General features: G+C 45.9%; 22 protein-coding genes. 6 read left to right on the top strand and 16 right to left on the bottom strand.

Annotation, left to right across the window (positions count from 1 at the left end; translation table 11 throughout):
* Window positions 1-2 precede the first annotated feature (2 nt).
* The 3 genes from G395_RS0108010 to G395_RS0108000 form a co-directional block, all read right to left on the bottom strand.
* On the bottom strand, window positions 3-878 hold the full coding sequence (locus tag G395_RS0108010; protein ID WP_026629575.1) for an NAD kinase: 876 nt from the start codon (window positions 876-878) through the stop codon (window positions 3-5).
* Between the two features lie 90 nt (window positions 879-968).
* The gene (locus G395_RS0108005; RefSeq protein ID WP_026629574.1) at window positions 969-1,640 is read right to left on the bottom strand and encodes a CBS domain-containing protein; all 672 of its coding nucleotides are present in this window, start codon (window positions 1,638-1,640) and stop codon (window positions 969-971) included.
* An 83-nt stretch (window positions 1,641-1,723) separates the two neighbouring features.
* Complete coding sequence (locus G395_RS0108000) at window positions 1,724-2,497, bottom strand: alpha/beta fold hydrolase (protein WP_026629573.1); 774 nt, start codon at window positions 2,495-2,497, stop codon at window positions 1,724-1,726.
* Between the two features lie 364 nt (window positions 2,498-2,861).
* Here G395_RS0108000 and G395_RS0107990 point away from each other — a divergent pair, with 364 nt between their 5' ends.
* Entirely contained in the window at window positions 2,862-3,785 is a 924-nt protein-coding gene (locus G395_RS0107990; RefSeq protein WP_035360636.1) for an alpha/beta hydrolase, read from the top strand.
* A gap of 2 nt (window positions 3,786-3,787) precedes the next feature.
* Here G395_RS0107990 and G395_RS0107985 read toward each other — a convergent pair whose 3' ends face one another.
* The 6 genes from G395_RS0107985 to glpK all read right to left on the bottom strand — a co-directional run bounded on the left by G395_RS0107985 (window position 3,788) and on the right by glpK (window position 11,538).
* Complete coding sequence (locus G395_RS0107985; protein WP_026629571.1) at window positions 3,788-5,185, bottom strand: NADH-quinone oxidoreductase subunit N; 1,398 nt, start codon at window positions 5,183-5,185, stop codon at window positions 3,788-3,790.
* Between the two features lie 7 nt (window positions 5,186-5,192).
* Window positions 5,193-6,641, bottom strand: a complete 1,449-nt coding sequence (locus G395_RS0107980) for a complex I subunit 4 family protein (protein ID WP_026629570.1) — start codon at window positions 6,639-6,641, stop codon at window positions 5,193-5,195.
* A 47-nt stretch (window positions 6,642-6,688) separates the two neighbouring features.
* Entirely contained in the window at window positions 6,689-8,605 is a 1,917-nt protein-coding gene (gene nuoL / locus G395_RS0107975) for an NADH-quinone oxidoreductase subunit L (protein ID WP_026629569.1), read from the bottom strand.
* A 30-nt stretch (window positions 8,606-8,635) separates the two neighbouring features.
* On the bottom strand, window positions 8,636-8,989 hold the full coding sequence (gene nuoK / locus G395_RS0107970) for an NADH-quinone oxidoreductase subunit NuoK (RefSeq protein ID WP_026629568.1): 354 nt from the start codon (window positions 8,987-8,989) through the stop codon (window positions 8,636-8,638).
* Between the two features lie 104 nt (window positions 8,990-9,093).
* Window positions 9,094-9,903: a 3'-5' exonuclease gene (locus G395_RS0107965; protein ID WP_026629567.1), complete on the bottom strand. Its 810-nt coding sequence runs from the start codon at window positions 9,901-9,903 to the stop codon at window positions 9,094-9,096.
* A 129-nt stretch (window positions 9,904-10,032) separates the two neighbouring features.
* Window positions 10,033-11,538 (bottom strand): glycerol kinase GlpK, encoded by a 1,506-nt coding sequence (gene glpK, locus G395_RS0107960; protein WP_026629566.1) that lies wholly within the window; start codon window positions 11,536-11,538, stop codon window positions 10,033-10,035.
* Window positions 11,539-11,642: 104 nt separating this feature from the next.
* On the opposite strand from glpK, the gene pbpC reads away from it, so the two are divergent.
* On the top strand, window positions 11,643-13,940 hold the full coding sequence (pbpC, locus tag G395_RS0107955; RefSeq protein ID WP_051350057.1) for a penicillin-binding protein 1C: 2,298 nt from the start codon (window positions 11,643-11,645) through the stop codon (window positions 13,938-13,940).
* A gap of 1 nt (window position 13,941) precedes the next feature.
* On the opposite strand, the gene G395_RS0107950 is transcribed toward pbpC, so the two are convergent.
* The 3 genes from G395_RS0107950 to G395_RS0107940 are packed head-to-tail and all read right to left on the bottom strand — an operon-like array spanning window position 13,942 to window position 16,864.
* Entirely contained in the window at window positions 13,942-14,940 is a 999-nt protein-coding gene (locus G395_RS0107950; protein ID WP_026629564.1) for a M28 family peptidase, read from the bottom strand.
* A 2-nt stretch (window positions 14,941-14,942) separates the two neighbouring features.
* Window positions 14,943-16,445, bottom strand: a complete 1,503-nt coding sequence (cysS, locus tag G395_RS0107945; RefSeq protein ID WP_026629563.1) for a cysteine--tRNA ligase — start codon at window positions 16,443-16,445, stop codon at window positions 14,943-14,945.
* Window positions 16,446-16,477: 32 nt separating this feature from the next.
* Window positions 16,478-16,864, bottom strand: a complete 387-nt coding sequence (locus tag G395_RS0107940; protein WP_026629562.1) for a DUF5618 family protein — start codon at window positions 16,862-16,864, stop codon at window positions 16,478-16,480.
* Between the two features lie 185 nt (window positions 16,865-17,049).
* On the opposite strand from G395_RS0107940, the gene G395_RS0107935 reads away from it, so the two are divergent.
* A complete protein-coding gene (locus G395_RS0107935) occupies window positions 17,050-17,967 on the top strand; it encodes a PfkB family carbohydrate kinase (RefSeq protein ID WP_026629561.1) in 918 nt (305 codons plus the stop codon).
* 79 nt (window positions 17,968-18,046) lie between these two features.
* Entirely contained in the window at window positions 18,047-18,850 is an 804-nt protein-coding gene (locus G395_RS0107930) for a glycerophosphodiester phosphodiesterase family protein (RefSeq protein ID WP_026629560.1), read from the top strand.
* Here the strand turns inward: G395_RS0107930 and G395_RS0107925 are convergent, their stop codons facing one another.
* The 4 genes from G395_RS0107925 to kdsA form a co-directional block, all read right to left on the bottom strand.
* Window positions 18,851-19,402: a DNA-3-methyladenine glycosylase I gene (locus tag G395_RS0107925; protein ID WP_026629559.1), complete on the bottom strand. Its 552-nt coding sequence runs from the start codon at window positions 19,400-19,402 to the stop codon at window positions 18,851-18,853. It abuts the gene before it with no gap.
* 24 nt (window positions 19,403-19,426) lie between these two features.
* Complete coding sequence (locus G395_RS0107920) at window positions 19,427-19,885, bottom strand: GyrI-like domain-containing protein (RefSeq protein WP_026629558.1); 459 nt, start codon at window positions 19,883-19,885, stop codon at window positions 19,427-19,429.
* Window positions 19,886-19,969: 84 nt separating this feature from the next.
* The gene (locus tag G395_RS28900; protein ID WP_084439482.1) at window positions 19,970-20,668 is read right to left on the bottom strand and encodes a phosphatase PAP2 family protein; all 699 of its coding nucleotides are present in this window, start codon (window positions 20,666-20,668) and stop codon (window positions 19,970-19,972) included.
* On the bottom strand, window positions 20,668-21,480 hold the full coding sequence (gene kdsA, locus G395_RS0107910) for a 3-deoxy-8-phosphooctulonate synthase (protein WP_026629557.1): 813 nt from the start codon (window positions 21,478-21,480) through the stop codon (window positions 20,668-20,670). The genes G395_RS28900 and kdsA overlap by 1 nt, the downstream gene beginning before the upstream one ends.
* Window positions 21,481-21,711: 231 nt before the next feature.
* Here kdsA and G395_RS0107900 point away from each other — a divergent pair, with 231 nt between their 5' ends.
* Together G395_RS0107900 and fabF are read left to right on the top strand one after the other, a co-directional pair.
* Window positions 21,712-21,948: an acyl carrier protein gene (locus G395_RS0107900; RefSeq protein ID WP_026629555.1), complete on the top strand. Its 237-nt coding sequence runs from the start codon at window positions 21,712-21,714 to the stop codon at window positions 21,946-21,948.
* Window positions 21,949-21,991: 43 nt separating this feature from the next.
* Complete coding sequence (fabF, locus tag G395_RS0107895; protein ID WP_026629554.1) at window positions 21,992-23,245, top strand: beta-ketoacyl-ACP synthase II; 1,254 nt, start codon at window positions 21,992-21,994, stop codon at window positions 23,243-23,245.
* The last annotated feature ends 2 nt before the right edge of the window (window positions 23,246-23,247 follow it).

Below are 23,247 nucleotides of genomic sequence, written 5' to 3'. Positions count from 1 at the left end.
TGTTAATTCCGCATATCCAATCCCCAGGAAAGCTTGCTTCTCAATGTATTCAGGAAGCTATCGTCATGCATTTTTATTAATCGTGCGATGAACCCGGCTTTTCTGACGGTTAGTAAGGTGTTTTCATCAACAACCCTTGACCTTGCATCCAGGGAGACCAAAAAATTGTTACTGCGGCTTTTTACTTCCAGTCTGATGACTGCAGTATCTTCCACAACCAAAGGCCGGACATTCAAATTATGCGGGCTGATGGGCGTAATAATGAAATTCTGGGAATGTGGAACGAGCACCGGTCCGCCGCAGCTGAGGGAGTATCCTGTGGAGCCCGTGGGTGTTGAAATGATCAGGCCGTCGGCCCAGTAGGAGTTCAGAAACTCATCATTGAGATAAGTATGAACCGTAATCATGGACGAAGTATCGGTTTTTGTGATCGTGAAATCATTCAAACCGAAGTTCTGACCATCAAATAAATCGATATTGGATTCTATTTCTACTAAGGTCCTTTCGTCGATCCTGTATTGGCTGTTTTCCAGCGCCTGGATCATATCTGTGATCCGCTCGGGAGGAACGGTGGCCAGAAAACCAAGTCTGCCTACATTGATCCCGATGGCCGGAATCTGCCTTTTTCCTACATGCGAAATGGTTTCGAGCAATGTTCCGTCCCCGCCCATGCTTACGATCAGACGTGCGTCAAAAAGTTCGTCGGGTTTTTCGTAAACAAGCTCTGAGTAGTGCGTGATCCCGTTCTGATCCAGAAAATTCCGAAAGGGTTTGGAGAGCTGGACTTCAACTTTCCGGCGAGACAGCTCATTGAACATGTTTTCAATGAACGGGCGGGCGGACTCATTAAAGTTGCGTCCGTGAATTGCTATTTTCATGGAAGAAAAAGTAGATCATCTTGTTTCTTCCGAAAGATACGCGCAAATATGCCGATTCAAAATACCGGCTGTTGAACTAATGTGAAGAAATCAGGTGGCAAGGTATCTCAAAAGCATATCCAATCGCTCCTGATCTACGCTTTCGATCGGGTCATTGGCATGCGCTTCTTCGATTTCATAGCCAAAACGCTCGAGTGTAGCGATAATAGGCGTAATGTGCGTCCGGTTGAGTTTCAATGTAAGCTTCGCTTCGTTCAGCGGATTGTAGCTTTCTCCGGACGAATAATAGCTGCTCAGGACCTTCGTTCCATTGGATTCGATCAAGCGGCTGATTTCAGAAAGGGAATAGCTGCGTTCGGCTATTTTAAGTACGATAACAGCCCCTTTTTCCTGAACACCCAGCTCATTGACGAAATGTTCGATCAAATCATTTACCAAAATACTTCCTGCGAAACTCCGGTCGTCATGCAAAACCGGTATAATCAGCAATCCAAATTGATTTACAAGCCGTAAAAGTTCGTAAGGATGCTGGTCTTCGGAAGCGAAAATATCCTTGTGCTGGATAATGATCTTGGCAAGCGGATCCGAATTATCCGTGACATCATAAAGAATGTCCTCGGACACGATTCCCTGATAAATGCCGGCATCTGCCACGACAAGCTGTTTTACACCAAATTCATCCATCCAGTCCAGTGCCGTGCTAACCGAATCGGTCAGTTTCAGAACTGGGATCATAGGATTAATCAGGGTAGCAGCAAGCATATTCAGATCGTCATTTTTCGAATCTATAAAAAAACTATATATGTAACAACTTTCGTATCAAAAGAAATTCCCTCAGAAAAATGTCAGGCAACAGGCACTGAAATATGTTTTTCCAAAAAGCTTTCCAGTATCACGTTAAATTCATGAGGGCGTTCCATCATGGGCGCATGGCAGCAGTGATCAATAAAATGCAGCTCCGAACCCGCAATAAGCCTGTTAAATTCATAGCCCACATGCGGCGGCGTGATCGTATCATTCAATCCCCAGACCAATAACGTAGGAACATTGATTTCATGCAGATCTTTCGCAAGATTATGTCGCTGCGCAGATTTTGCAATGCCCACAATGCTCATGCATTTAGGAATGCTGGACGTTGTTTCGAAAACTTCGTCAACCAGGTCCTTGGTCGCCACCTTCGGATCGTAGAATGTATATGCAACACGTTCTTTGATGTAGTCATAACTGCCGCGCTTCGGGAAAGAGCCGCCCATTGAGTTTTCAAATAAGCCCGAACTTCCCGTTAGAACCAGTTTGTGAACGTTTTCCTGGTTCTTTAAAGTATACAATAGTCCAATGTGGCCGCCCAGAGAGTTCCCGATCACGGTCACATTCGTCAGGTTTTTAAAAGACACAAAATCTTCCAAAAAAGCTAAAAGCGCTTCCAATCCGGCTTCTCGCGGAGGCAGTTCGTATATAGGAAGCAAAGGAATTATAACGCGGAAGCGACTGGAAAAATGATCTATGATGCCGTCCCAGTTGCTCAACGCACCGAAAAGACCATGCAAAAGCAGTAATGTTTCGCCTTTTCCCTCGTCGATAAACTGAAACCTACCTTCTGCATGTACTGGATATTTCATTCTGTTATTTGTGGATTGATTATGATATGGCTCATTTTATAACACTTCAAAGAAACTAGTGCATGATTTCCATAAGCTACAAAACTAGTTAAATTTTTTTATTGGTAACAGACATAAAGTAACAAAGCAAATTCTATTTTCTTGTAAATATTATATTAATAATGTCAAAATTTGAAGCATAACGTAGAATGGTGCAATTTGGTTTATGTTGAATGCAGATGTGCCTGCGATTCTGCCCACTTTCAGGTCCAGGTAAAAAAATGCCATCTCATGCTTCGTTTCAGGAAAGGCAATGTGTAACCGAAATTTAGTTACATTTTAGACTTATCCTGATTAGAAAAAAATTAAAACACGATTAATTAACATGACGCCCCGAAAAGCATTTTCTACAACTCTCGGATTCTGTATTTTACTCCTCTCATCCGGCACTTTTCAGGCGCTTGCCCAGACAGTCATGCCGCTTTACCCTGACAAAATTCCGAATTCCATTAATGTGCCGGATGAGGAGACGAATGTTGATCAGATCGCTAGGAAAGTGTCCCGGCCGACATTAACGGTTTATCTGCCGCCGGCGTCAGCCGCAACCGGAGCAGCAGTGATCGTTTGTCCGGGCGGTGGTTACGGCGTGCTCGTCATGGAGCGCGAGGGATATCAGGTGGCCAAAGCGCTCAATAAAGCGGGCATTGCGGCGATGGTGCTGAAATACAGGTTGCCGGACGACAAAATTATGCCCGATAAGTCGCTGGGGCCATTGCAGGATGCGCAGCAGGCCATCAAAACGGTCCGGGAGCAGACGGAAAAATGGAAGATTAACCCGGCAAAAATTGGCATTATGGGCTTCTCAGCTGGCGGACATTTAGCCGCGACCGCAGGGACACATTATGACAGCACATTTATCGCTAACCCAAGGAAAACCAGCCTCAGGCCGGATTTTATGATCCTGGTATATCCGGTGATCAGTTTGATGGACATTATCGGGCATAAAGGTTCGAGCAGCAATCTGCTCGGAAAGACGCCCACGAAGGAGAAGCTGAAATATTTTTCCAATGAACTGCAAGTCACCAAAAGCACCCCACCCACGTTTTTGACGCATGCCGGCGATGACACGGTTGTGCCGGTTTCCAACAGCATTCAGTTTTATGAGGCTCTAAATGCGGTGGGCATTCCAGCCGATATGCACATTTATTCCAAAGGCGAGCACGGGTATCTTAAAACGCCTGCTTTCAGCGAGTGGTTTGGTCGTTGCCTGCATTGGATGAAAGCCAACGAATTTTTGCCTTCGAAATAAACTTATAACAGGCCTTCAAACACGCCGGGAGCAAGTCCGAAGAGGATCGTCAGGAATGTGGCAAGCAATAAAATTACCTGATAAAATGGTGCAACGCGGATTTTGATCAAATCTCCTTCTTTTAGATAAGAAGAAATGATCACGCGGAAATAGTAATAAATACCCATCGCAGACATCAACACGGCAATAACGGTGATCCAGATAATTCCTCTGTCTGCCGCGCTCGTGAAGATGAAGAATTTACCCCAGAAACCGGCTGTCAGGGGAATCCCGGCCAATGACAGCATGGAAACCGCGAGCACGAATGCCAGCATAGGATTTTGTTTAGCCAGACCATTGAATGCTTCGTAGCGCTCGTTTGGCTGTCCTTCGAGTGTTTTTTCTCTGGAAACCAACATTAATACGCCAAACGCGCAGATCGTTGATAATGAATAAGCCAGGGAATAAAATACGATTGCATTTTGGGAAGGCTTGGTCAATGCGGTCAAAGCGATAAGCATATAACCCGCATGCGAGATCCCGGAATAGGCCAGCATTCTTTTGAAGCTGTTCTGACTCGTTGCGCCAATGTTCCCGACAAGTAATGTGAGGACTGCAATGGCGGCGATAACAATCCACCAGAAGCCGTAAATTTCACTGAATGAGGTGTTCAACAAGCGGAAAAGTGCAGCAAAACCTGCTGTTTTTACGATAGTTGACATAAATGTTGTAAAAATCGTAGGCGCGCCTTCATACACATCCGGCGTCCAGAAATGGAATGGTGCGGCGGAAACTTTGAACAACATGCCGATCAGCAACAGTAATAATCCGGCATACATTAGGTAAGGCTGTGTTCCTGCCTGAATGTTGGAAGCGAAGCCGTGAATATGGCTTAATTTGAAAGAACCGGTCGCCCCGTAAATCAAGGTCATACCAAAAAGCATAAAACCCGTTGCGAAAGCGCCCATCAGGAAGTATTTCAATGCAGCCTCATTGGAACGAAGATTACGCTTGTTGCTTCCCGTCAGAATATACATGGCAACAGACAAAATTTCCACGCCTATAAAAAGCATGATCATATGCTCAAAGCCGATCATCATTAATGCTCCTACAAGTGAGAAGAGCATTAATCCATAATATTCTGCCGGTTCGGAATCGGGGTTGTCCTGAAAACCTCCTGAAATGGCCACAATCATAAAAGCCGAAAGCAAAACAATGCCGTTAAATGCAAGTGTCAGATTATCAACACGGAGCATGTCATAGAAATAGAGCAAAGGCCCTTTGTTCCACTCCACGAAATTGCTGGCGATGGCAAGAACAAGGAAAAATAATGTGGCAGGAAGCAAAATATTCTTTGATTTCGAAAAGCCCAGAAACAGGGTTACGACGCCAAGAACAGACAACAATATTATGGGATACATATTTTTACTAGTTATTAACCATTTGTAAAAGTTGACTTACAGCTGGCTCTGTTAATTTCAGAAACGTGTTGGGGTAAATGCCAATCCAGAAAACCATGATCACCAACGGCAAAAGCACAGCGCGCTCGCTCATTGTCAGATCCTGAAAACCTTCAACCCATTTGGAACGAGGCCCGAACATGGATTTTTGAAACAGGCGCAGCATATAAACCGACCCTAAAATGATGGTAAGACCAGCGATCGCGCCCAACCAGCCGTCGTATTGGAAAACGCTCGATAACAGCAGGAATTCGCCTACGAACCCATTTGTCAGCGGCAGCGCAACGCTGCCCAGCAGCAATATCATAAAATAGACACTCAAATGCGGCGTGCTTTGCGTAATGCCGCCCAGCTGATCCAGATACCGCGTTTTGGTGCGGGCATAAATAATGTCAATAATGAAGAACAACCCGATTACATTGATTCCGTGGGCAAGCATTTGAATCAGTGCGCCTTGCAGACCATTGATTGAATAAGAAAAAACGCCAGCGGCCATCAAACCCACGTGCGCAAAGGACGAGTAAGCGATCAAACGCTTCATATCGCTTTGCTGAATGGCAATGATAGAACCGTAAATGATGCCGATCACCGAAAGGACCATCGCCATCATGCCCCAGGTTTCCATGCCTCCCGGAACGATCGGCAATAGAAAACGGATCAGACCGTAAACCCCCATTTTCAACATAATCCCGGAAAGCAACATGGTCGCTGGCGTCGGGGATTCCGTGTAAGTGTCTGGTTGCCAGGTATGGAAAGGGAAGAGGGGCATTTTAATCGCGAAGGCAATGAAGAATGCCCAGAAGACAAAGCCCTGAACCTGCTTGCTAAGTTGTAAGGCGTAAAATGCAGTGATTTCAGAAGTATGCGTGCCGGGTGTTTGGTAATACAAATAAACCAGCCCAACCAACATGAGCAAGCTTCCGAAGATGGTGTAAATGAAGAACTTGAATGTTACTTTCAAACGGTTCTCTCCGCCCCAGACAGCTGCAAGGAAATAAACCGGAATCAGCGCAGCTTCAAAGAACAGATAGAACAAAAACGCGTCCGTTGCCGTGAAAACGCCGATCAATGCGGCTTCCATGAATAAAATCAGGGAATAAAACGAAGCCGGCTTTCTGTAATCGTGGTTAAAAGCGGATAGAATTATAAGCGGTGTCAGAAATGTTGTAAGCAGGACCGGAACCAGGCTGATTCCATCGATGCCGGCAGCAAAGGATATGCCTCCCGAAGCCAGCCACGCATATTTGAAACTAAATTGTGTACCCGCAGCCGGATCAAATTGCAGCCAGGTGGCAATGGCAACGCCAAGCACAGCCAAACCGCTCACCAAAGCAACTTGCTTCGCGAGGCGTTCGCCTGAGAGAAGCGTAAGAACACCTGCGGCAATGGGTAAAAGTATTAACAGAAGAGTAAGCATATTTTCAAGTCAACGGTCAGCAACAAATGGTGAACGGATTTTATAGATCAAAGTAAAAGCTTCCAAAACAGGATAACCACAATGCCCAGAACCATGGCAAACACATAATCGCCCGTGGAACCGGTCTGCGTTTTCTTCAAAAGCCCTGCAAAGAATTGTGTAAGTCTTACGAAAGCATTGACTACCAGATCAATAAAGAACTCTCCGAAACTGTAAAGGATATTGGATAAGGTTTTGATAGGCTTGACAAATACATTATCGTAAAGCTCGTCTACATAATATTTATTGTAAACCAAACCTTTCAACGCTGATTTTGGCTGAGAATCCGGTGCCGGAACCGAAGCCTTTTGCACATACATAACATAAGCCACCACTGCCGAAACCAGCGCCACAGCCACCGAAACGCCCATTAGCAAATATTCTTCGGAATGTGAAAGTTCTGTTGGCAGGAACGCCGATGGATTCACCTGACGCGAGGCGTCATACAACGGGCTCATGAATTCAGCCAGATGATGCGTGCCATGCAATGCTTCCGGAACACCAATAAAACCGCCTAACGCAGACAGAACCGCCAAAATAACCAGCGGAATCGTCATAGAAGCAGGCGATTCGTGCAAATGATGCTCCTGCTCATGCGTGCCCCGGAATGTTCCGAAGAATGTTAAGAAAAGCAGGCGAAACATATAAAAGGAAGTCATCAGAGAGCCCAAAACCCCGATTACCCAAAGCAATTTGTTGTGCTCGAAAACGTGCGCCAGGATCTCATCTTTGGAGAAAAATCCTGCAAATGGCGGAATTCCGGAGATGGCAATGGTTGCAATCAGGAATGTCAGGAACGTGATCGGAAGCTTTTTCCGCAAGCCGCCCATCGAACGGATATCCTGCTCATCGGACATGGCGTGAATCACGCTTCCTGCTCCAAGGAACAGCAATGCTTTAAAGAATGCGTGCGTAATAACGTGGAACATCGAAGCGGAATAAGCCATCGCACCCAAGCCCATAAACATATAACCCAGCTGACTCACAGTGGAGTAGGCCAGGACTTTCTTAATGTCATTTTGTAAAAGACCAATCGAAGCCGCAAACAACGCCGTCGCCGCACCGATAATGCCGACGATTTCCAATGTGGAAGGCGCCAGTGAATAGAGGACATTGGAACGGATCACCATGTAAATCCCGGCCGTAACCATCGTAGCCGCGTGGATCAGCGCCGAAACAGGCGTAGGACCCGCCATCGCATCCGGTAACCACGTGTACAACGGAATTTGAGCCGATTTTCCCATAGCCCCGATAAACAGGAACAATGTAATCATAATGATCACGGGATCACCGATTTCAAAATCCGTTGCCTGGCTGAACACCTCAAGATACTCAACCGAACCGAATGTGGAGATGATTGTAAAAATCCCCAGTAAGAAACCTAAATCTCCTACCCGGTTCATAATGAATGCCTTGCGGGCAGCATTGTTGTAATTTGTGTTTTTATTCCAAAATCCGATCAGCAGGTAAGAGCACAAACCAACGCCTTCCCAGCCAATGAACATGATCACATAATTGGAACCCAGAACAAGCAGCAGCATGAAGAACAAAAACAGGTTCAGATAAGCGAAAAACTTACCAAAACCTTCGTCGTGATGCATGTAGCCAATGGAATAAATGTGGATCAGCGAACCGACTCCGGTAATGATCATCAGCATTAAAAGCGAAAGCTGATCGACCTGGAAAGAGAATGGAATGTTGAGGTTGCCAACTGTGATCCAATCGAAAAGCGGCACGATAACCGGCTGACTGCCAGTTGCGATAAAAGCTTGAAAAGTCATCACCGACAGCACGAAACTCGCCACAACAGCCAATGTTCCAATAATGCCGACAGCGCCTTTGGGTATAGTCTTAAATCCGATTCCGTTGATCAGAAAACCAATCAGCGGTAACAATGGAATCAGAATGAGTAATGATGCAGACATGTTAAATATTTAATCTTTACTGGCAAATGCTTACCACTTCAATTTGTTAAGGAATCCAATGTCCGTATTTCTTGTGTTCCGGTAAATCATAACGATAATCGCCAGTCCCACAGCCACTTCCGCCGCGGCGACAGCCATGATAAAAAACACAAAAACCTGCCCGGAAGGGTCAGATCTATAAGAAGAAAACGCGATCAAGAGCAAGTTGGCAGCATTCAGCATCAATTCCACAGACATGAAAATGATGATCGCATTGCGACGTGTAAGTACGCCGATAATGCCGATTACAAAAAGTAAAGTGCTGAGAATTAGATAATGTTGAAGGGGAATATTCTGAATAACCGCCGGTATATTGACCTCTGGAATATTGGGGTTTGGGATCATAGCAGGTTTACCTTGTTGGATATTCGGTTAAAATAGTCAAAAATAGATTTCCGGCAAAAATAGACATAAATACTACTTACTCAAGTGCGTTCGCAACGATTATGTCAGCGCTGGGTCAGTGCGCGCAGTTTAATTTCGGTTAGTTTTCTTTTGGTATCCAAAGGAAAATCGCCCTTCATCATCCAATCGTAAAACGAAGGTTCGGCTTTCAAAACATCCGCAATGCGTTTTCCATTGTGTTTTCCAAAATTGAAAACCTCTTCTCCTTTGTCGTTATAGGTCATCCGGCCTGCAAAATCGATCAGTTTGGAAGCCGTAAGCTCGTGAAGCGCAGCCACATCGTTCTTGATCGGTTCTGTTTCCACGCCGTGGGAATCAACCACTTTAACGCCTTCATAACGAGCAATTTGTCCTTGCAAAACTTCAAAAGTGGCAATTGTGTCTGCCTCCGCGCTATGCGCATTCACAAGCTCTTTTCCGCAATAGAATTTATAAGCAGCGCCCAGGTTACGCGGTTCCATCATGTGGTAAATGCGCTGAGCGTCAACTGTTTTGCGATTTTTTACATCAAATTCAACACCCACCCGCAGGAATTCTTCCACGAGCATGGGAATATCAAAACGATTAGAGTTGAAACCGGCCAGATCGCAGCCTTCCAGGAATGTTGCCAGGTTTTTTGCAATGCCTTTGAAGGTAGGCGCATCCTTAACATCTTCGTCGTAAATGCCGTGTATGAGGCTGCTTTCCAGCGGGATAGGCATTTCCGGGTTGATTTTCCGGGTGCGGATTTCGGTTTCTCCATTCGGAAGCGCTTTCACAACGGACAGCTCGACGATTCGGTCGCGGCAGATATTGACTCCGGTTGTTTCAAGATCAAAAAAAGCAAGCGGCTTCTTCAGACGGAGGGTATGCATAAGGCACTGAAATTTGATTTTCGAGCCGTGAAGTTACGCCTAAACCTAAGATAGCGCAAGAAAGAGGTTAGTTTATATAGATTATAAAAAAGTTAAAACTGCTAAGCCTGGCATACTAATAAATCAATGCTAATCCATCCAGCCGTAAGACTTGGTAACCGCTTTTTGCCAGCCTTTGTAAAACTTTTCTCTTTTCTCGTCATCCATATCCGGGTTCCAGGTGTGGGCGATGGCCCAGTTTTGTTTCAATTCATCCGTATTTTTCCAATAACCGACGGCCAGACCAGCTGCATAGGCGGCGCCTAACGCAGTGGTTTCAGCCACAGCGGGTGACACAACTTGCGTATTCAGAATGTCCGATTGGAATTGCATGAGAAGTTCGTTTAAAACCATTCCGCCATCCACGCGCAGTGAGGCCAGCTTGATGCCTGAGTCCTGTTCCATGGCACGTACGACGTCAACGGTCTGATAAGCAGTTGCTTCCAAAACTGCCCGCGCAATGTGGCCTTTGTTTACGTAACGCGTCAATCCTGCAATCACGCCGCGGGCATCATTGCGCCAGTACGGAGCATAAAGTCCTGAAAATGCAGGCACAAAGTAAGCGCCGCCGTTGTCTTCGACTGTTTTTGCCAATTTTTCGATGTCACTGCTTTTTTTGATCAAACCCAAATTATCCCGCACCCATTGCACCAATGCGCCGGTGACTGCGACGCTGCCTTCCAATGCATATTGAACCGGATTGTCGCCAAATTTATAGGCAATGGTTGTTAGCAAGCCATTTTCCGATGTTTTAAGCTCGTTACCTGTGTTCATCACCAGGAAGCAACCGGTTCCGTATGTGTTTTTGGCCATGCCGGGTTCGAAGCAAGTTTGTCCGACCAATGCGGCATGCTGATCGCCCAAGTCGCCTGCAACGGGCACGCCAGGCAGGATTTCGTTGTTGACATAGCCGTAAATTTCACTGCTGCTTTTGATTTCGGGCAGCATATTGGTTGGAATGTCGTAAGCGGCGAGCATTTCCTGATCCCATTGCAAGGTTTTCAGGTTCATGAGCTGTGTGCGGCTGGCGTTGGTCACGTCCGTTACGTGGATTCCGCCGTCGCCGTGCGTCCCGCCCGTGAGGTGCCAGATCAGGAATGTGTCCATGTTGCCAAAAATAGCCTCACCTTTTTCAGCGTCTTCGCGGATGCCTTCTACATTGTCCAGAAGCCATTTGAGCTTCAAGCCGCTGAAATAGGTGGAAACCGGAAGGCCGGTGATTTCGCGGAATTGGTTGAGGCCGCCTTCGCGCTCGTATTTTGCGACGAGCACCGTCGTGCGCGTATCCTGCCATACTAATGCATTATAATAAGGCTTGCCTGTGCGCTTGTTCCAAACAACCGTTGTTTCCCTTTGATTAGTAATGCCAATCGCCGCAATGTCCGCCGCCGTTGCCGACACATTGATCCGCGCTATTGCGATCACTTCCAATGTATTTTTCCAAATCTCGGTCGGATTGTGCTCCACCCAGCCCGGATGCGGGTAAATTTGTTCGTGTTCCTTTTGTCCTACTGAAACAATATTTCCCTGATGATTGAAAAGAATGCAACGCGTACTCGTGGTTCCCTGGTCAATGGCGGCTACGTATTTCGACATGGTGGTATTTTGATTGGCTTTTTTTGCAATAAAGTCAGTAATTAGAGAAAATTACCTGATAGCGACAAATCAGCGCCAAATGAACCCTCACACACATTCCGGAAATGAAGCGTAAACTCAAAATAACTGGACTGGCTTTGCTGTCTGCCGTTAGCCTGTTTCTGATCCTCGATTTCGCCTTTCCCTTTCGACCCAAAATCCATTACGCCACGCAGGTTACCGACTATAAAGGCAATGTGATTCATGCTTTTTTGAACAAAGAAGATAAATGGCGATTATATGCTGGCGTTTCGGAAATTACGCCGCTGCTGCGTAAGACATTGATTTACAAAGAAGATCAATATTTTTACTATCATCCTGGCGTCAATCCTTTCGCCATTGCTCGCGCTGGCATCCGTAACATTTTTACGGGCCGCAGAACTTCCGGCGCTTCCACCATTACCATGCAGGTGGTGCGGCTTATGGAGCCGCGGCGTCGGACTTATTTTAATAAAATCCTTGAAATTCACCGTGCATTTCAGCTGGAATTGCATTATTCAAAAGCCGATATCCTGCAAATGTATCTTAATCTGGTCCCGTATGGGGGCAACATTGAGGGCATTAAGGCGGCTTCGCTGCTTTATTTCGGAAAACCGCCTCAGCTGCTCAGTTTGTCGGAAATTACGGCGTTGACCATCGTTCCTAACCGGCCATCGAGCCTGCGGCCGGGGACACGTAATGATGCCTTGGTGGTTGCGCGCAATGTGTGGCTGCGCCGGTTTGAGGAAGAGCGGCTTTTTGATAAAAATATTATTCAGGATGCGTTGAATGAGCCTTTGGTGGTGAAGCGCCTGCAAGCGCCGAAGCTGGCGCCGCATTTGGCATTGAGATTAAAAAAAGAGAATCCGGATGAGCCGGTGATCCATAGTCAGCTTAAAATTCAGTTGCAGAGCCAGATCGAGGAGCAGGTTAAAAATTACATTAACCGACGAAAAATGATGAACATTCACAACGCGTCGGTGCTGGTGGTGAATAATGAGACGATGGAAGTGGAGGCTTATGTGGGCTCGGCGGATTTCAATGATGTGTTCGATGGCGGGCAGGTGGACGGCGTCCGGGCGGTGCGTTCGCCGGGAAGCACCCTGAAACCATTGCTCTACGGGGCTGCATTTGATCTGGGATTAATCACACCGAAAAACATTGTGAATGATGTTCCGAGCAATTTCAGCGGTTATGAGCCAGAGAATTTTGATCAGCATTTCAATGGTCCGGTTACTGCGGAATTTGCCTTGGCTAACTCGCTGAACATTCCGGCGGTTAAGATTTTGAAGGAAGTCAGTACGCCCGTTCTGATCTCCAAATTGCGGAAAGCAGGATTTAAAACCATTGACAAACAAGCCAAAGATCTGGGCCTTTCGATGATCCTGGGTGGCTGCGGGGTATCATTGGAAGAGCTAACCCGCTTATTTGCAGCATTTTCCAATGAAGGGGAGTTGAAAAAATTGCGTTACACTTCCGAAACGCCTTTGGACGAAAAAGGAACGCCCGTCATTTCCCGGGAAGCATCCTACTTACTAACCAACATTCTGACCCAGATCACCCGCCCTGACTTGCCCACAAACTTTGATAACACCTATCATTTGCCCAAAATAGCCTGGAAAACAGGCACTTCGTATGGAAAACGGGATGCGTGGAGTATTGGGTATAATCGCCGATATACGATTGGCGTTTGGGTCGGTAACTTCTCGGGGGAAGGCGTTCCCGAGCTGAGTGGCGCAAACACGGCCACGCCTTTGCTGTTTTCCATTTTCAATGCATTGGATTACAACTCACCTAAAGGCTGGTATGAAACGCCTGCTAATGTTTCATTGCGGAAAGTATGCGCAGAGAGCGGTGACATTCCATCCGAGTTTTGTACGCATCAGATTTTGGATCAATACATTACGGGTGTGTCGGCTTATAAAAGATGTCAGCATCTGCGGTGGGTTTTCACAGATAAGCCGGGCAAGATTTCTTACTGCACTTACTGCCTTCCTGAAAATGGTTTTGACAAACGCGCTTACGCCAATCTGGCACCCGAACTGATTGCCTATAACGAGCTCCAAAAGATCCCTTACCAAAAAATCCCACCGCATAATCCTGATTGTGAACGTGTCTTCCATGAAGGACCGCCATTAATCGTGAGTCCGAATGATGGTAGCGAATATTATCTACGCCCCGACGAGCCGCAGCAGATCCAGCTTGCTTGTCAGACGTCCAATGACGTGCAGGAGGTTTTTTGGTATATTAATGATAAGCTCAAACAAAAATCCGCCCCGCATGAAGGCGTTTTTGTGAGCCTTCCGCTGGGGCGGGTTAAAATTTCGTGTAGCGACGACAAGGGCCGGAATTCCAATATCTGGGTGACCGTCAAAAAAATGTAGCCTACAAAGGCTGATCGGCCGCCTCCTGATAAATCACCTGCATCAATGTCTGCCCAACTGCCTTCAATGTCTTAGGATCAATGTGTTCCATAGTGTCATCATTCGTGTGCCATTGGTCAAAGAATGTTTTCGACATGTTATTTGGCTTGGTATGAATGATGTCGATCATCGGGATTTTTGCGATTTTGTTGACAGCCACATGATCGTCTGTAATGGAACCGCCTCTTTCGTTAATAAAGAAATTGCTGTATCCAATTCTGCTTGCAGTGTTCCATACCGTATTTACAAAGCGCTCAGCCATTTGTACAGAATAGCCTTCCTTAAAAAATGTGGCACCTTTCGCACCAGCCATATCGAGCAAAATCCCGAAATAGGCGGTGTAATTTGGAATGTGTTTGTTGGCTGCCCAATATTGGGAACCTAAGCAAAACCCGCTGTATTCATCCGTTGCAGCTTCCGAATTCCCCCAATCCTCTGCATCAAAAAATATAATATCAACGCCAATTTCAGGAGATGGTTTTTGCGTGGAAAGCACGCGGGCAACTTCCAGCAAAATCCCAACGCCGCTTGCGCCATCATTTGCGGCCAGTACGGGTTTGTTTTTAACCAAAGAATCCTGGTCAGAAAAAGGCCGTGAATCCCAGTGCGCGGCTAGCAGAATACGTTTCTGCGCTTTTGGGTTAAAGCTGCCGATAATGTTAGTCGAGTTGAGCGTCTGATTATCGTAAGTCTTCGCTTTAAATTTTTGTTCAATAACATCCAGACCGTAACCTTTAAGTGTTGCTGCCAAATAGGCTGCGCAAGCATCGTGTTGCTTCGTATTAGGAACCCTGGGGCCAAAATCAACTTGCTTCTGCACAAACTTATAAGCCGAATCTTCACTGAACGCTGGGCTTTTCACAAGGGCGGGCGCTTGCTCGGCGGCTTGTTCGGAACTGTCTTTGGTTTTGCAGCCGTAGGCCAGCACGAAGACAAACAATAACAATGTTAACTTTTTCATATTTACTCTTCGTAAGCCCAATCGATCCGTGTTTTGGAATCGCGGATCACCAGTCCCTGGTTTTTGAAATAAGAACGGATTTCGTCTACTTTTTCGTAGTTCATCGATAATTTATATTCCTTATAAAGCTTCAACATGCCCTCCAGAATGGCATAACCTTCGTTCAGCTCTTCTTTCAATCCCAAAACATCTTCAAAGAAAGTGACGAAGTTGTTTTTCAAAGCATTGAATGTTTCTTCCCCAAGCGCCGCCGATTTCAGCTGGCCCATGTTGAGCATATTAATGTATTTCAACATGTTAAACAGGTTCGCAAATGCAACGGCCGTGTTCAGGTCATCATTCATCGCACCATAGAAGCCCTCAATGGCTTTCTCGATCTCAATTTTCTTGATCTCGTCCGTGCTCACGCCTTCTTCCGGCACATAGGAAAGCAGTTTTGCGTTTCTGAGGCCATTAGCAAGCTTTTTGTAACCCTTATGCGCTGCCTTTAATGCTTCATTGGAGAAATCGAGCGTGCTGCGATATTGGCTTTGCAGCATGAAAAACCGCACGGTCATCGGGCTGTAAGCTTGTTCCAGCAAATCGTGGTTTCCCGAAAACAGTTCGGCAGGCAAAAACGAGTTATTGAGCGATTTGGACATTTTTTGTCCGTTCACCGTCAGCATGTTGGTATGCATCCAGTAACGCACCGGCTCTTCATTGGTAAGCGATTTCCCTTGCGCGATCTCGCATTCGTGGTGCGGGAATTTCAAATCCATTCCACCACCGTGAATGTCGAATTGCTTTCCTAAATATTTGGCACTCATGCAAGTACATTCTAAATGCCATCCGGGAAAGCCCATTCCCCAAGGAGAATCCCATTGCATAATGTGCTCAGGGCTGGCCCTTTTCCAAAGTGCGAAATCCAGCGGATTGCGTTTTTCAGACTGCCCGTCCAGCTCACGCGTTTCATTCAAAAGATCCTCAATAATGCGCCCCGAAAGCTTGCCATATTCATTGCCGTCTGCCTGGTATTTATTGATATCAAAATAAACAGAGCCATTCGACTCGTAAGCCGCGCCTTTTTCGATCAAAGTTTTTACCGCCTCAATCTGCTCGATCAAATGTCCCGTTGCAGTAGGCTCAATGCTGGGTGGAATTAAATTGAAAATGGCCGAAACATCGTGAAAATCATTGGTATAGCGTTGCACGATCTCCATCGGTTCAAGCTTTTGGAGCTTGGCCATTTTGCCAATTTTATCTTCACCCGCGTCCCCATCGCCCACCAGGTGGCCGACGTCCGTAATGTTGCGCACATAGCGCACTTTGTAGCCAATATGCGTGAGGTAACGATACAGGATGTCGAAAGACAAAAACGTGCGGATATTTCCTAAGTGTACATTATTATAAACCGTTGGACCACAGACATACATGCCGACATAGGGAGGGGCAATAGGAACAAATACATCCTTTTTACGGGTCAATGTATTAAATATTCTAAGCGGCTGAAAAGTTTGCGCGGTCATCTATGTTTTTACTTACTTAAAAACTGATTGTACTAATGTTGTGTCTTTTCAAGCCGGGTTTCAACCCACTTGATGATTTTTTCTGCTTCTTCAAGTCCTACGGACGCTAGCTTGGCACTTTTGCTTCCTTGATAACCCATATCAATGTGTAAAACCTGATACGCTGTCGTAAACTTGGCAAGTAAGCTTTTGTCTACTTTGCTAAGCTCCATTTGATACCACTCCACGCTTTTCGGAGTTTTCTTGTTTTTCTCTCCTAAAAACTCGTTCAATGCTAACAGGATTCCAGTATAAGCAGTGTGTCCGGCAATCTTGACATACTTTTTGTCCTGATACATTCCATCCTGCTTCTTAGCATTGTTGCTCAAAAAATCCTTTGCATTGTCAATGTGCCTTCTGGCTTCGCTGATCGCTTCCATAGTAATGTGTTAGTGGTGAAAGTGGTGAATTTCACAAAAATAGCAAATAACCTATGATTGAGTTAAACAGTTTGGCATAATAGCGTGGGGCCGGGGCGCTATTCGGGCGTTTTGATTATCTTCGCAGCGCTTTTACATAGAAGGCCCAGTTTGAAACTATCTTAAAATCAATACAATACTTATTTATGAGTTTATTAACCGTAGGATCTGTTGCATTCGATGCGCTTGAAACACCTTTTGGAAAAACAGATAAAATTATTGGCGGGGCGGCCACTTACATCACACTAGCAGCATCATATTTCACCAAAGAAAATAATCTCGTAGCCGTTGTCGGCGGCGACTTCCCGGATGAAATGATCTCCCTTTTGCAAGACCACGGCGTTAATACAGAAGGACTTGAAATTGTAAAAGAAGGAAAAACATTCTTCTGGTCGGGGAAATATCATGAGGATATGAACACGCGTGATACGCTTGTTACGGAACTGAATGTGATGGAACATTTCGATCCGATCATTCCGGACTCTTACCAGGGAACGACATTCTTGATGTTGGGAAACACAGTTCCTGCGACGCAGAAAGTAATTATCGAGCGCATGAAAAGCCGTCCGAAGCTGATTATGCTCGACACGATGAACCTTTGGATGAACATTGCGATGGACGATCTGAAAGCGGTTCTGAAAATGGTGGATCTGATCACGATCAATGACGAGGAAGCGCGCCAGCTTTCAGGAGAATATTCGTTGCGGAAGGCTGCGAAGAAGATCATGGAAATGGGCCCGAAAACATTGATCATCAAAAAAGGCGAGCATGGCGCACTGTTGTTCCAGGGCGACCGCATTTTCTTCGCTCCGGCATTGCCGTTGGAAGAAGTTTTTGACCCTACCGGCGCAGGAGACGTGTTTGCAGGCGGATTTATCGGTTATCTGGCGAGCACAGATGACATTTCATTTGAAAACATGAAACGCGCTGTCATTTACGGATCTGCAATGGCATCATTCTGCGTAGAAAAATTTGGGACAGAGCGACTTGTGAAACTAACGCAGGAAGAAATTAATAACCGCGTGCAGGATTTTGTGAACCTTTCGAGCTTCGAAATTCAATAATTACCATTTGATCATGTACAAGTCTATGAGTTAAGAACTTTTTATTCTTACTTGTAGACTTGTTTTTTGATAAGCCACCATGCCCAGCAAAGCCACAAACCTGTTTTTTCTTTTCATCCTAATGTCTTTGAGTGCCATTGCGCAGCAAGTTTTGCCCGAAGCAAGGCATAAGCTCGTCGTGATTGCGCACCGTGGAAACCACATTAATGTTCCCGAAAATACGCTCGCCGCAGCCCGGGAAGCCATCGCAAGCGGAGCGGATTATGTGGAAGTGGATTTGAGGACTACGAAAGATGGACATTTAGTCGTGCTACACGACGCAACGGTGGACAGGACCACCAATGGAGCCGGAAAAGTGCATGCAATGACGCTGGACGAGGTCAAGCATTTGCAGGTTTTTAACAGAAATAAAAAGACGAATAAAATCCCCGAGTTCCGCGAAATGCTGGCAGTTTGCAAGGGCAAAATCAACATTTACCTCGATTTCAAAGCCGCAGATGCAGCCGAAACGTGGAAGCAGATTAAGGAAGCGGGAATGGAAAAGCAGGTGATCGTTTATTTAAACAAAGAAAGCGATCATAAAGAATGGCAGGAAGTGGCGCCCGAAGTCCCACTAATGTCGAGCTTGCCGAAGGACGTTGATAGCAAAGAAAAATTGACGGCTTTTTTGGAAAACTTACCTTTGAAAATCGTCGATAACCTTCCACATCCGCAACTTTTGGATGCATTGAATGACGCAGGTGTGCAGGTTTGGCTGGATGTGCAGAGTGCGACCGAGGGGCCGGCTTCCTGGAAAGTGGCTTTGGAAAAGGGCATTCAGGGCTTGCAAACCGATCAGCCTGCTGCATTAATTAAATATCTGGAAGATAATGGTGTGCGTTGATTACGCTTTTGCCGTTGCTTCAATCAATTTCACCTTCTGATAAATTGGGCAATCCGGGTCGTGCGCGCCGGGCAGGTAACCTGTGCTCATAAGGAACTCATTTACGATCTCCCCGCCGGTAAATTTGAACGTCTTTTTAAAAAGCTTGATCCATTCTTCCTTCGTCAGCGGATGATGCGCTTCGATCCAGCCCTTGAACGATCCGAAATCTTTTTTCAGTTCCAAGATCTTTTGCGCATTTACAATCGCTGCATTCACTTTCAGCCTGTTACGGACAATGCCTGGATCCAGCAAAAGCCTTTCCCGGTCTGTTTCATCATACTGAGCAATTTTCTCAATTGAAAAATTGTCATAAGCTTTTCTGAAACCATCCTGTTTCCGCAGCATTAACGTCCAGCTCAGTCCGGCCTGATTAATTTCCAAAATCAAACGCCCAAAAAGCTCATCGTCATCATTGATTTCAAAGCCGTATTGATGGTCGTGATAATGCTTGTGAAGCAGATAATCTGCTGTTTCGGTAATGTTGTTGTTGATGAAGCTGCAATATGACATCGCGAATGTGTTTTGAAACTTAATTTAATTAATCCCGATCTGAACTTCTGTAATGTTGTTTTCCGGATTCTGAAAATCCATATTCAAATATATTTCCCGATTCCGGCCAGTCATAACCAGATTTTCCGATGTTAGTTCTGAAATCAGTACACTATATATTTGTCCCAAACCTTCCCAGCTTCCATAAAGCTGCCCTGCAACGCATTTGAATGGTTCCAGATATTTGAGCTTAAATTCAGAATCGGTCAAAGGTGTTTCGGAAACGGAAACAGGCAATGCGATAGTGAGGTGAAACCTTGTTTCGGGATTGCCATCGGCACCTACGTAAATCCAGTAAATAGGACCCGTTATCTCCATTTCTTTCCGGATCGCCTCCCGATATAAACGGTGTGCAACAATGCGCACATAATCCATTAGTTCATTCAGGGAAGTTTCGGTTTCAAAATATAGCACATGGATAGGCTGGATAGTTTTCGTTTGCATATTTGAAAGGGATAAATTGTTTTATGCAAATGAAGCAGCCGACTGTGACAGCCCTATGTCAGCAGGTTATTTAAACTTTCAAAATTAATGTTTCATTCTCCGAACGGTCCGTTGCAGCCAGGGATAACTAATGTAAAGCGCTTTGGTCGCACCTATGCCCACGCCTGCGCCCATGAGCACATCAGCGAGCCAATGTTTGTTGTTTAAAATCCGCAGTCCGCCAACTGCTGTGGCCGTTCCATAACCGCCTATGCTGTACAAAACGCTGCGCTGGCCATATTCTTCGTGCAAAATGGTGGCATTGGCAAATGCGGTTGTCGTGTGGCCGGACGGGAAAGAATAATAATCGGACTGGTCTGGTCGGGGATATTTAATGACCCGTTTCAAACTTTGCGTTACGCCTTGTGCTATAATGTTTGAAAGCAACGCAAGAATAACCTGATCGCCCAGTTTGTGCTTTCCTTTGACACCCGCAGAGGCCAGCCCGAGGCTGATTACGCCCGGCGCATAAGGAAGAAATTCATCGGCTTTCGAATGAAAGTTCGGATATTTGGAGTGCACCTCCCGTTGAAAATGCCTGCTGATCCTTCCCTGCGCCACTAATCCCGCCAAAGCGAGCGTAACGGGTGGAATCACATCGCCAGCCTTAATAACCCAAAGCGTCGAATCCTTTTCAGTTTTATTTTTCTCCTCAAAACTGCCCTGCGCAATGACTTCCGGAGAAACAATTTGAAAACAGAAAATGACGCAAAAGAGCTGCGTTCTCAGGATGCGTGCCACCATTACATTATCGCTTCACGAACCCGCACCAATCTTGCCAAAAGTCCTTCCAACTGATCCAAAGGTAGCATATTCGCCCCATCCGATTTTGCTTCCGACGGATTGAAATGTGTTTCTATAAATAATCCGTCCGCACCAACGGCTATCGCAGCTTTTGCAATGGTTTCAATCAGCTTGGGTTTGCCGCCCGTTACGCCTGAGGCCTGGTTGGGCTGTTGCAGAGAATGTGTGCAATCCATCACAACCGGAACACCGAAGCTGCTCATTTCCGGCAGGTTACGATAATCTACAACCAGATCGCCATAGCCAAAGCTGTTGCCACGGTCTGTGAGAATGACGGGACATTCGGGGTTTACTTCATTGATCTTTTCAACGGCGAATTGCATGGAAGCGCCGGACAGGAACTGTCCTTTTTTGACATTAACGGCCTTTCCGGTCCGTGCAGCGGCGGCCAGCAACTCAGTTTGGCGGCATAGGAAGGCTGGGATCTGCAGCACGTCCACATATTCGGCGGCGAATGCTGCTTCGTGCGATTCGTGAATGTCGGTCACTACGGGCACACCAAAAGTATTTCGAACCTCTTCTAAAATCTTCAATGCCTTTTCGTCCCCAATCCCGGTGAAGGAATCGATCTTGGTGCGGTTGGCTTTGCGGTAAGAACCTTTGAATATATAAGGGATTTTAAGGCGGTCGGTGAGGTTGGTAATGTGCTCGGCAATGCGTAACGCCATGTCCCTGCCTTCAATGGCGCACGGGCCGGCCATGAGGAAAAACAGGGGAGAATCGGCGTTTTTTATATTGGATATGGGAATCATACTATACTTTTTCTGGTGGTCAATAATCAATTTGCGAATGTACGGCTATCCGCTTTGTTCTTTATACAATGGAAAGATTTACTGGGACGCATCCGTGGTAAGCATTTGATTTTCTGGTTTTTTTATTTCAACAACATTAAAAGCAATAATTTGAAAGGACTAAAAAAATTTTGTCAAAGTGAATCGAAATTTCTTTCTTTGTTGCGATTTTAACCAAAAAGTGAATATAAAATGTCAGCAATTGCAGAAAGAGTTAAGCAAATTATCGTCGAAAAACTTGGCGTAGAAGAGTCGGAAGTAACTTCGGAAGCAAACTTCCAGAACGACTTGGGAGCGGACTCTCTAGATACCGTTGAATTAATCATGGAATTTGAAAAAGAATTCAATCTATCTATTCCTGACGATCAGGCAGAGAACATTGGTACAGTTGGTCAGGCTGTTGCATACCTGGAAGAAAACGTGAAGTAATTCGGTTTTTTAGCCAGTATCATTTTATTTCTGTCCCCATTTTATGAGTTTGAAGAGAGTTGTAATTACCGGAATGGGCGCATTAACGCCCGTTGGAAATGATGTTTCTACCTTTTGGAAAAATTTGGTTGCGGGTGTGAGCGGAGCTGCTCCTATCACACGTTTTGATGCTGAAAAGTTTCGCACCAAGTTTGCCTGTGAAGTTAAAGGTCTGGACGTTACTAGTTACATTCCTCGTCAGGAAGCCCGTAAAATGGATCCATTTACCCAATACGCCGTCATTGCAGCAGACGAGGCAATGAAGGACGCCGGCTTTGACGCAGATACGCTTGATCTCGACAAAGCCGGTGTAATTTGGGGAACCGGGATCGGCGGATTGAAAACCTTTGAAGAAGAGGTGATGAATTTCGCGGAAAACGGCAAAACCCCCAGGTTTAACCCATTTTTTATCCCCAAGATGATCGTGGACAGTGCTTCGGGAGTTCTCTCGATCCGCTACGGTTTCCGCGGTCCCAATTTCATCACCGTTTCAGCCTGTGCTTCGGCCACCAATGCCTTGATTGATGCATTTAATTACATCAAGCTCGGGATGATGAACGTTTGTATTTCCGGCGGTTCGGAAGCAGCGGTTACCATTGCCGGTGTGGGTGGTTTTAATGCATTAAAAGCATTATCCGAAAGAAATGATTCTCCTGAAACGGCTTCCCGTCCTTATGATAAGGATCGTGATGGTTTTGTATTGGGAGAAGGCGGCGCGGCGTTGATCCTGGAAGAACTGGAACACGCAAAAGCACGCGGCGCTAAAATTTACGCTGAAATGATCGGTGCGGGCATGTCTTCGGACGCCTACCATATTACAGCTCCCCATCCGGATGGCCTGGGCGCTCATATCGTCATGAAAAATGCGATTGAGAACGCAGGAATCAAGCCGGAAGATGTGGATTATATTAATACGCACGGCACATCTACGCCGATCGGTGATCCACAGGAAATTAAAGCAATTGAAAAATTCTTTGGCGAACACGCTTATGAACTGAACATCAGTTCAACCAAATCCATGACCGGCCATTTGCTGGGTGGCGCTGGTGCGATCGAAGCTGCGGCTTGCATTCTGGCGATCCGTGATCAGGTTGTTCCGCCTACTATTAACCATTTTACCGACGATCCGGAAATCAATCCGAAACTGAACCTGACATTTAACCACGCTCAAAAACGCGAGATCAACATTGCACTCAGCAATACATTTGGCTTTGGCGGACACAATGCATCAGTCGTTTTCAAAAAGTATGAAGACTGATT

It is taken from the genome of Dyadobacter alkalitolerans DSM 23607 (assembly GCF_000428845.1).
In the GTDB taxonomy this organism is placed as follows: Bacteria; Bacteroidota; Bacteroidia; order Cytophagales; family Spirosomataceae; genus Dyadobacter; species Dyadobacter alkalitolerans.
The sequence above is the reverse complement of the archived record's forward strand: the minus strand, read 5'-3'. Positions and strand labels throughout refer to the sequence as shown.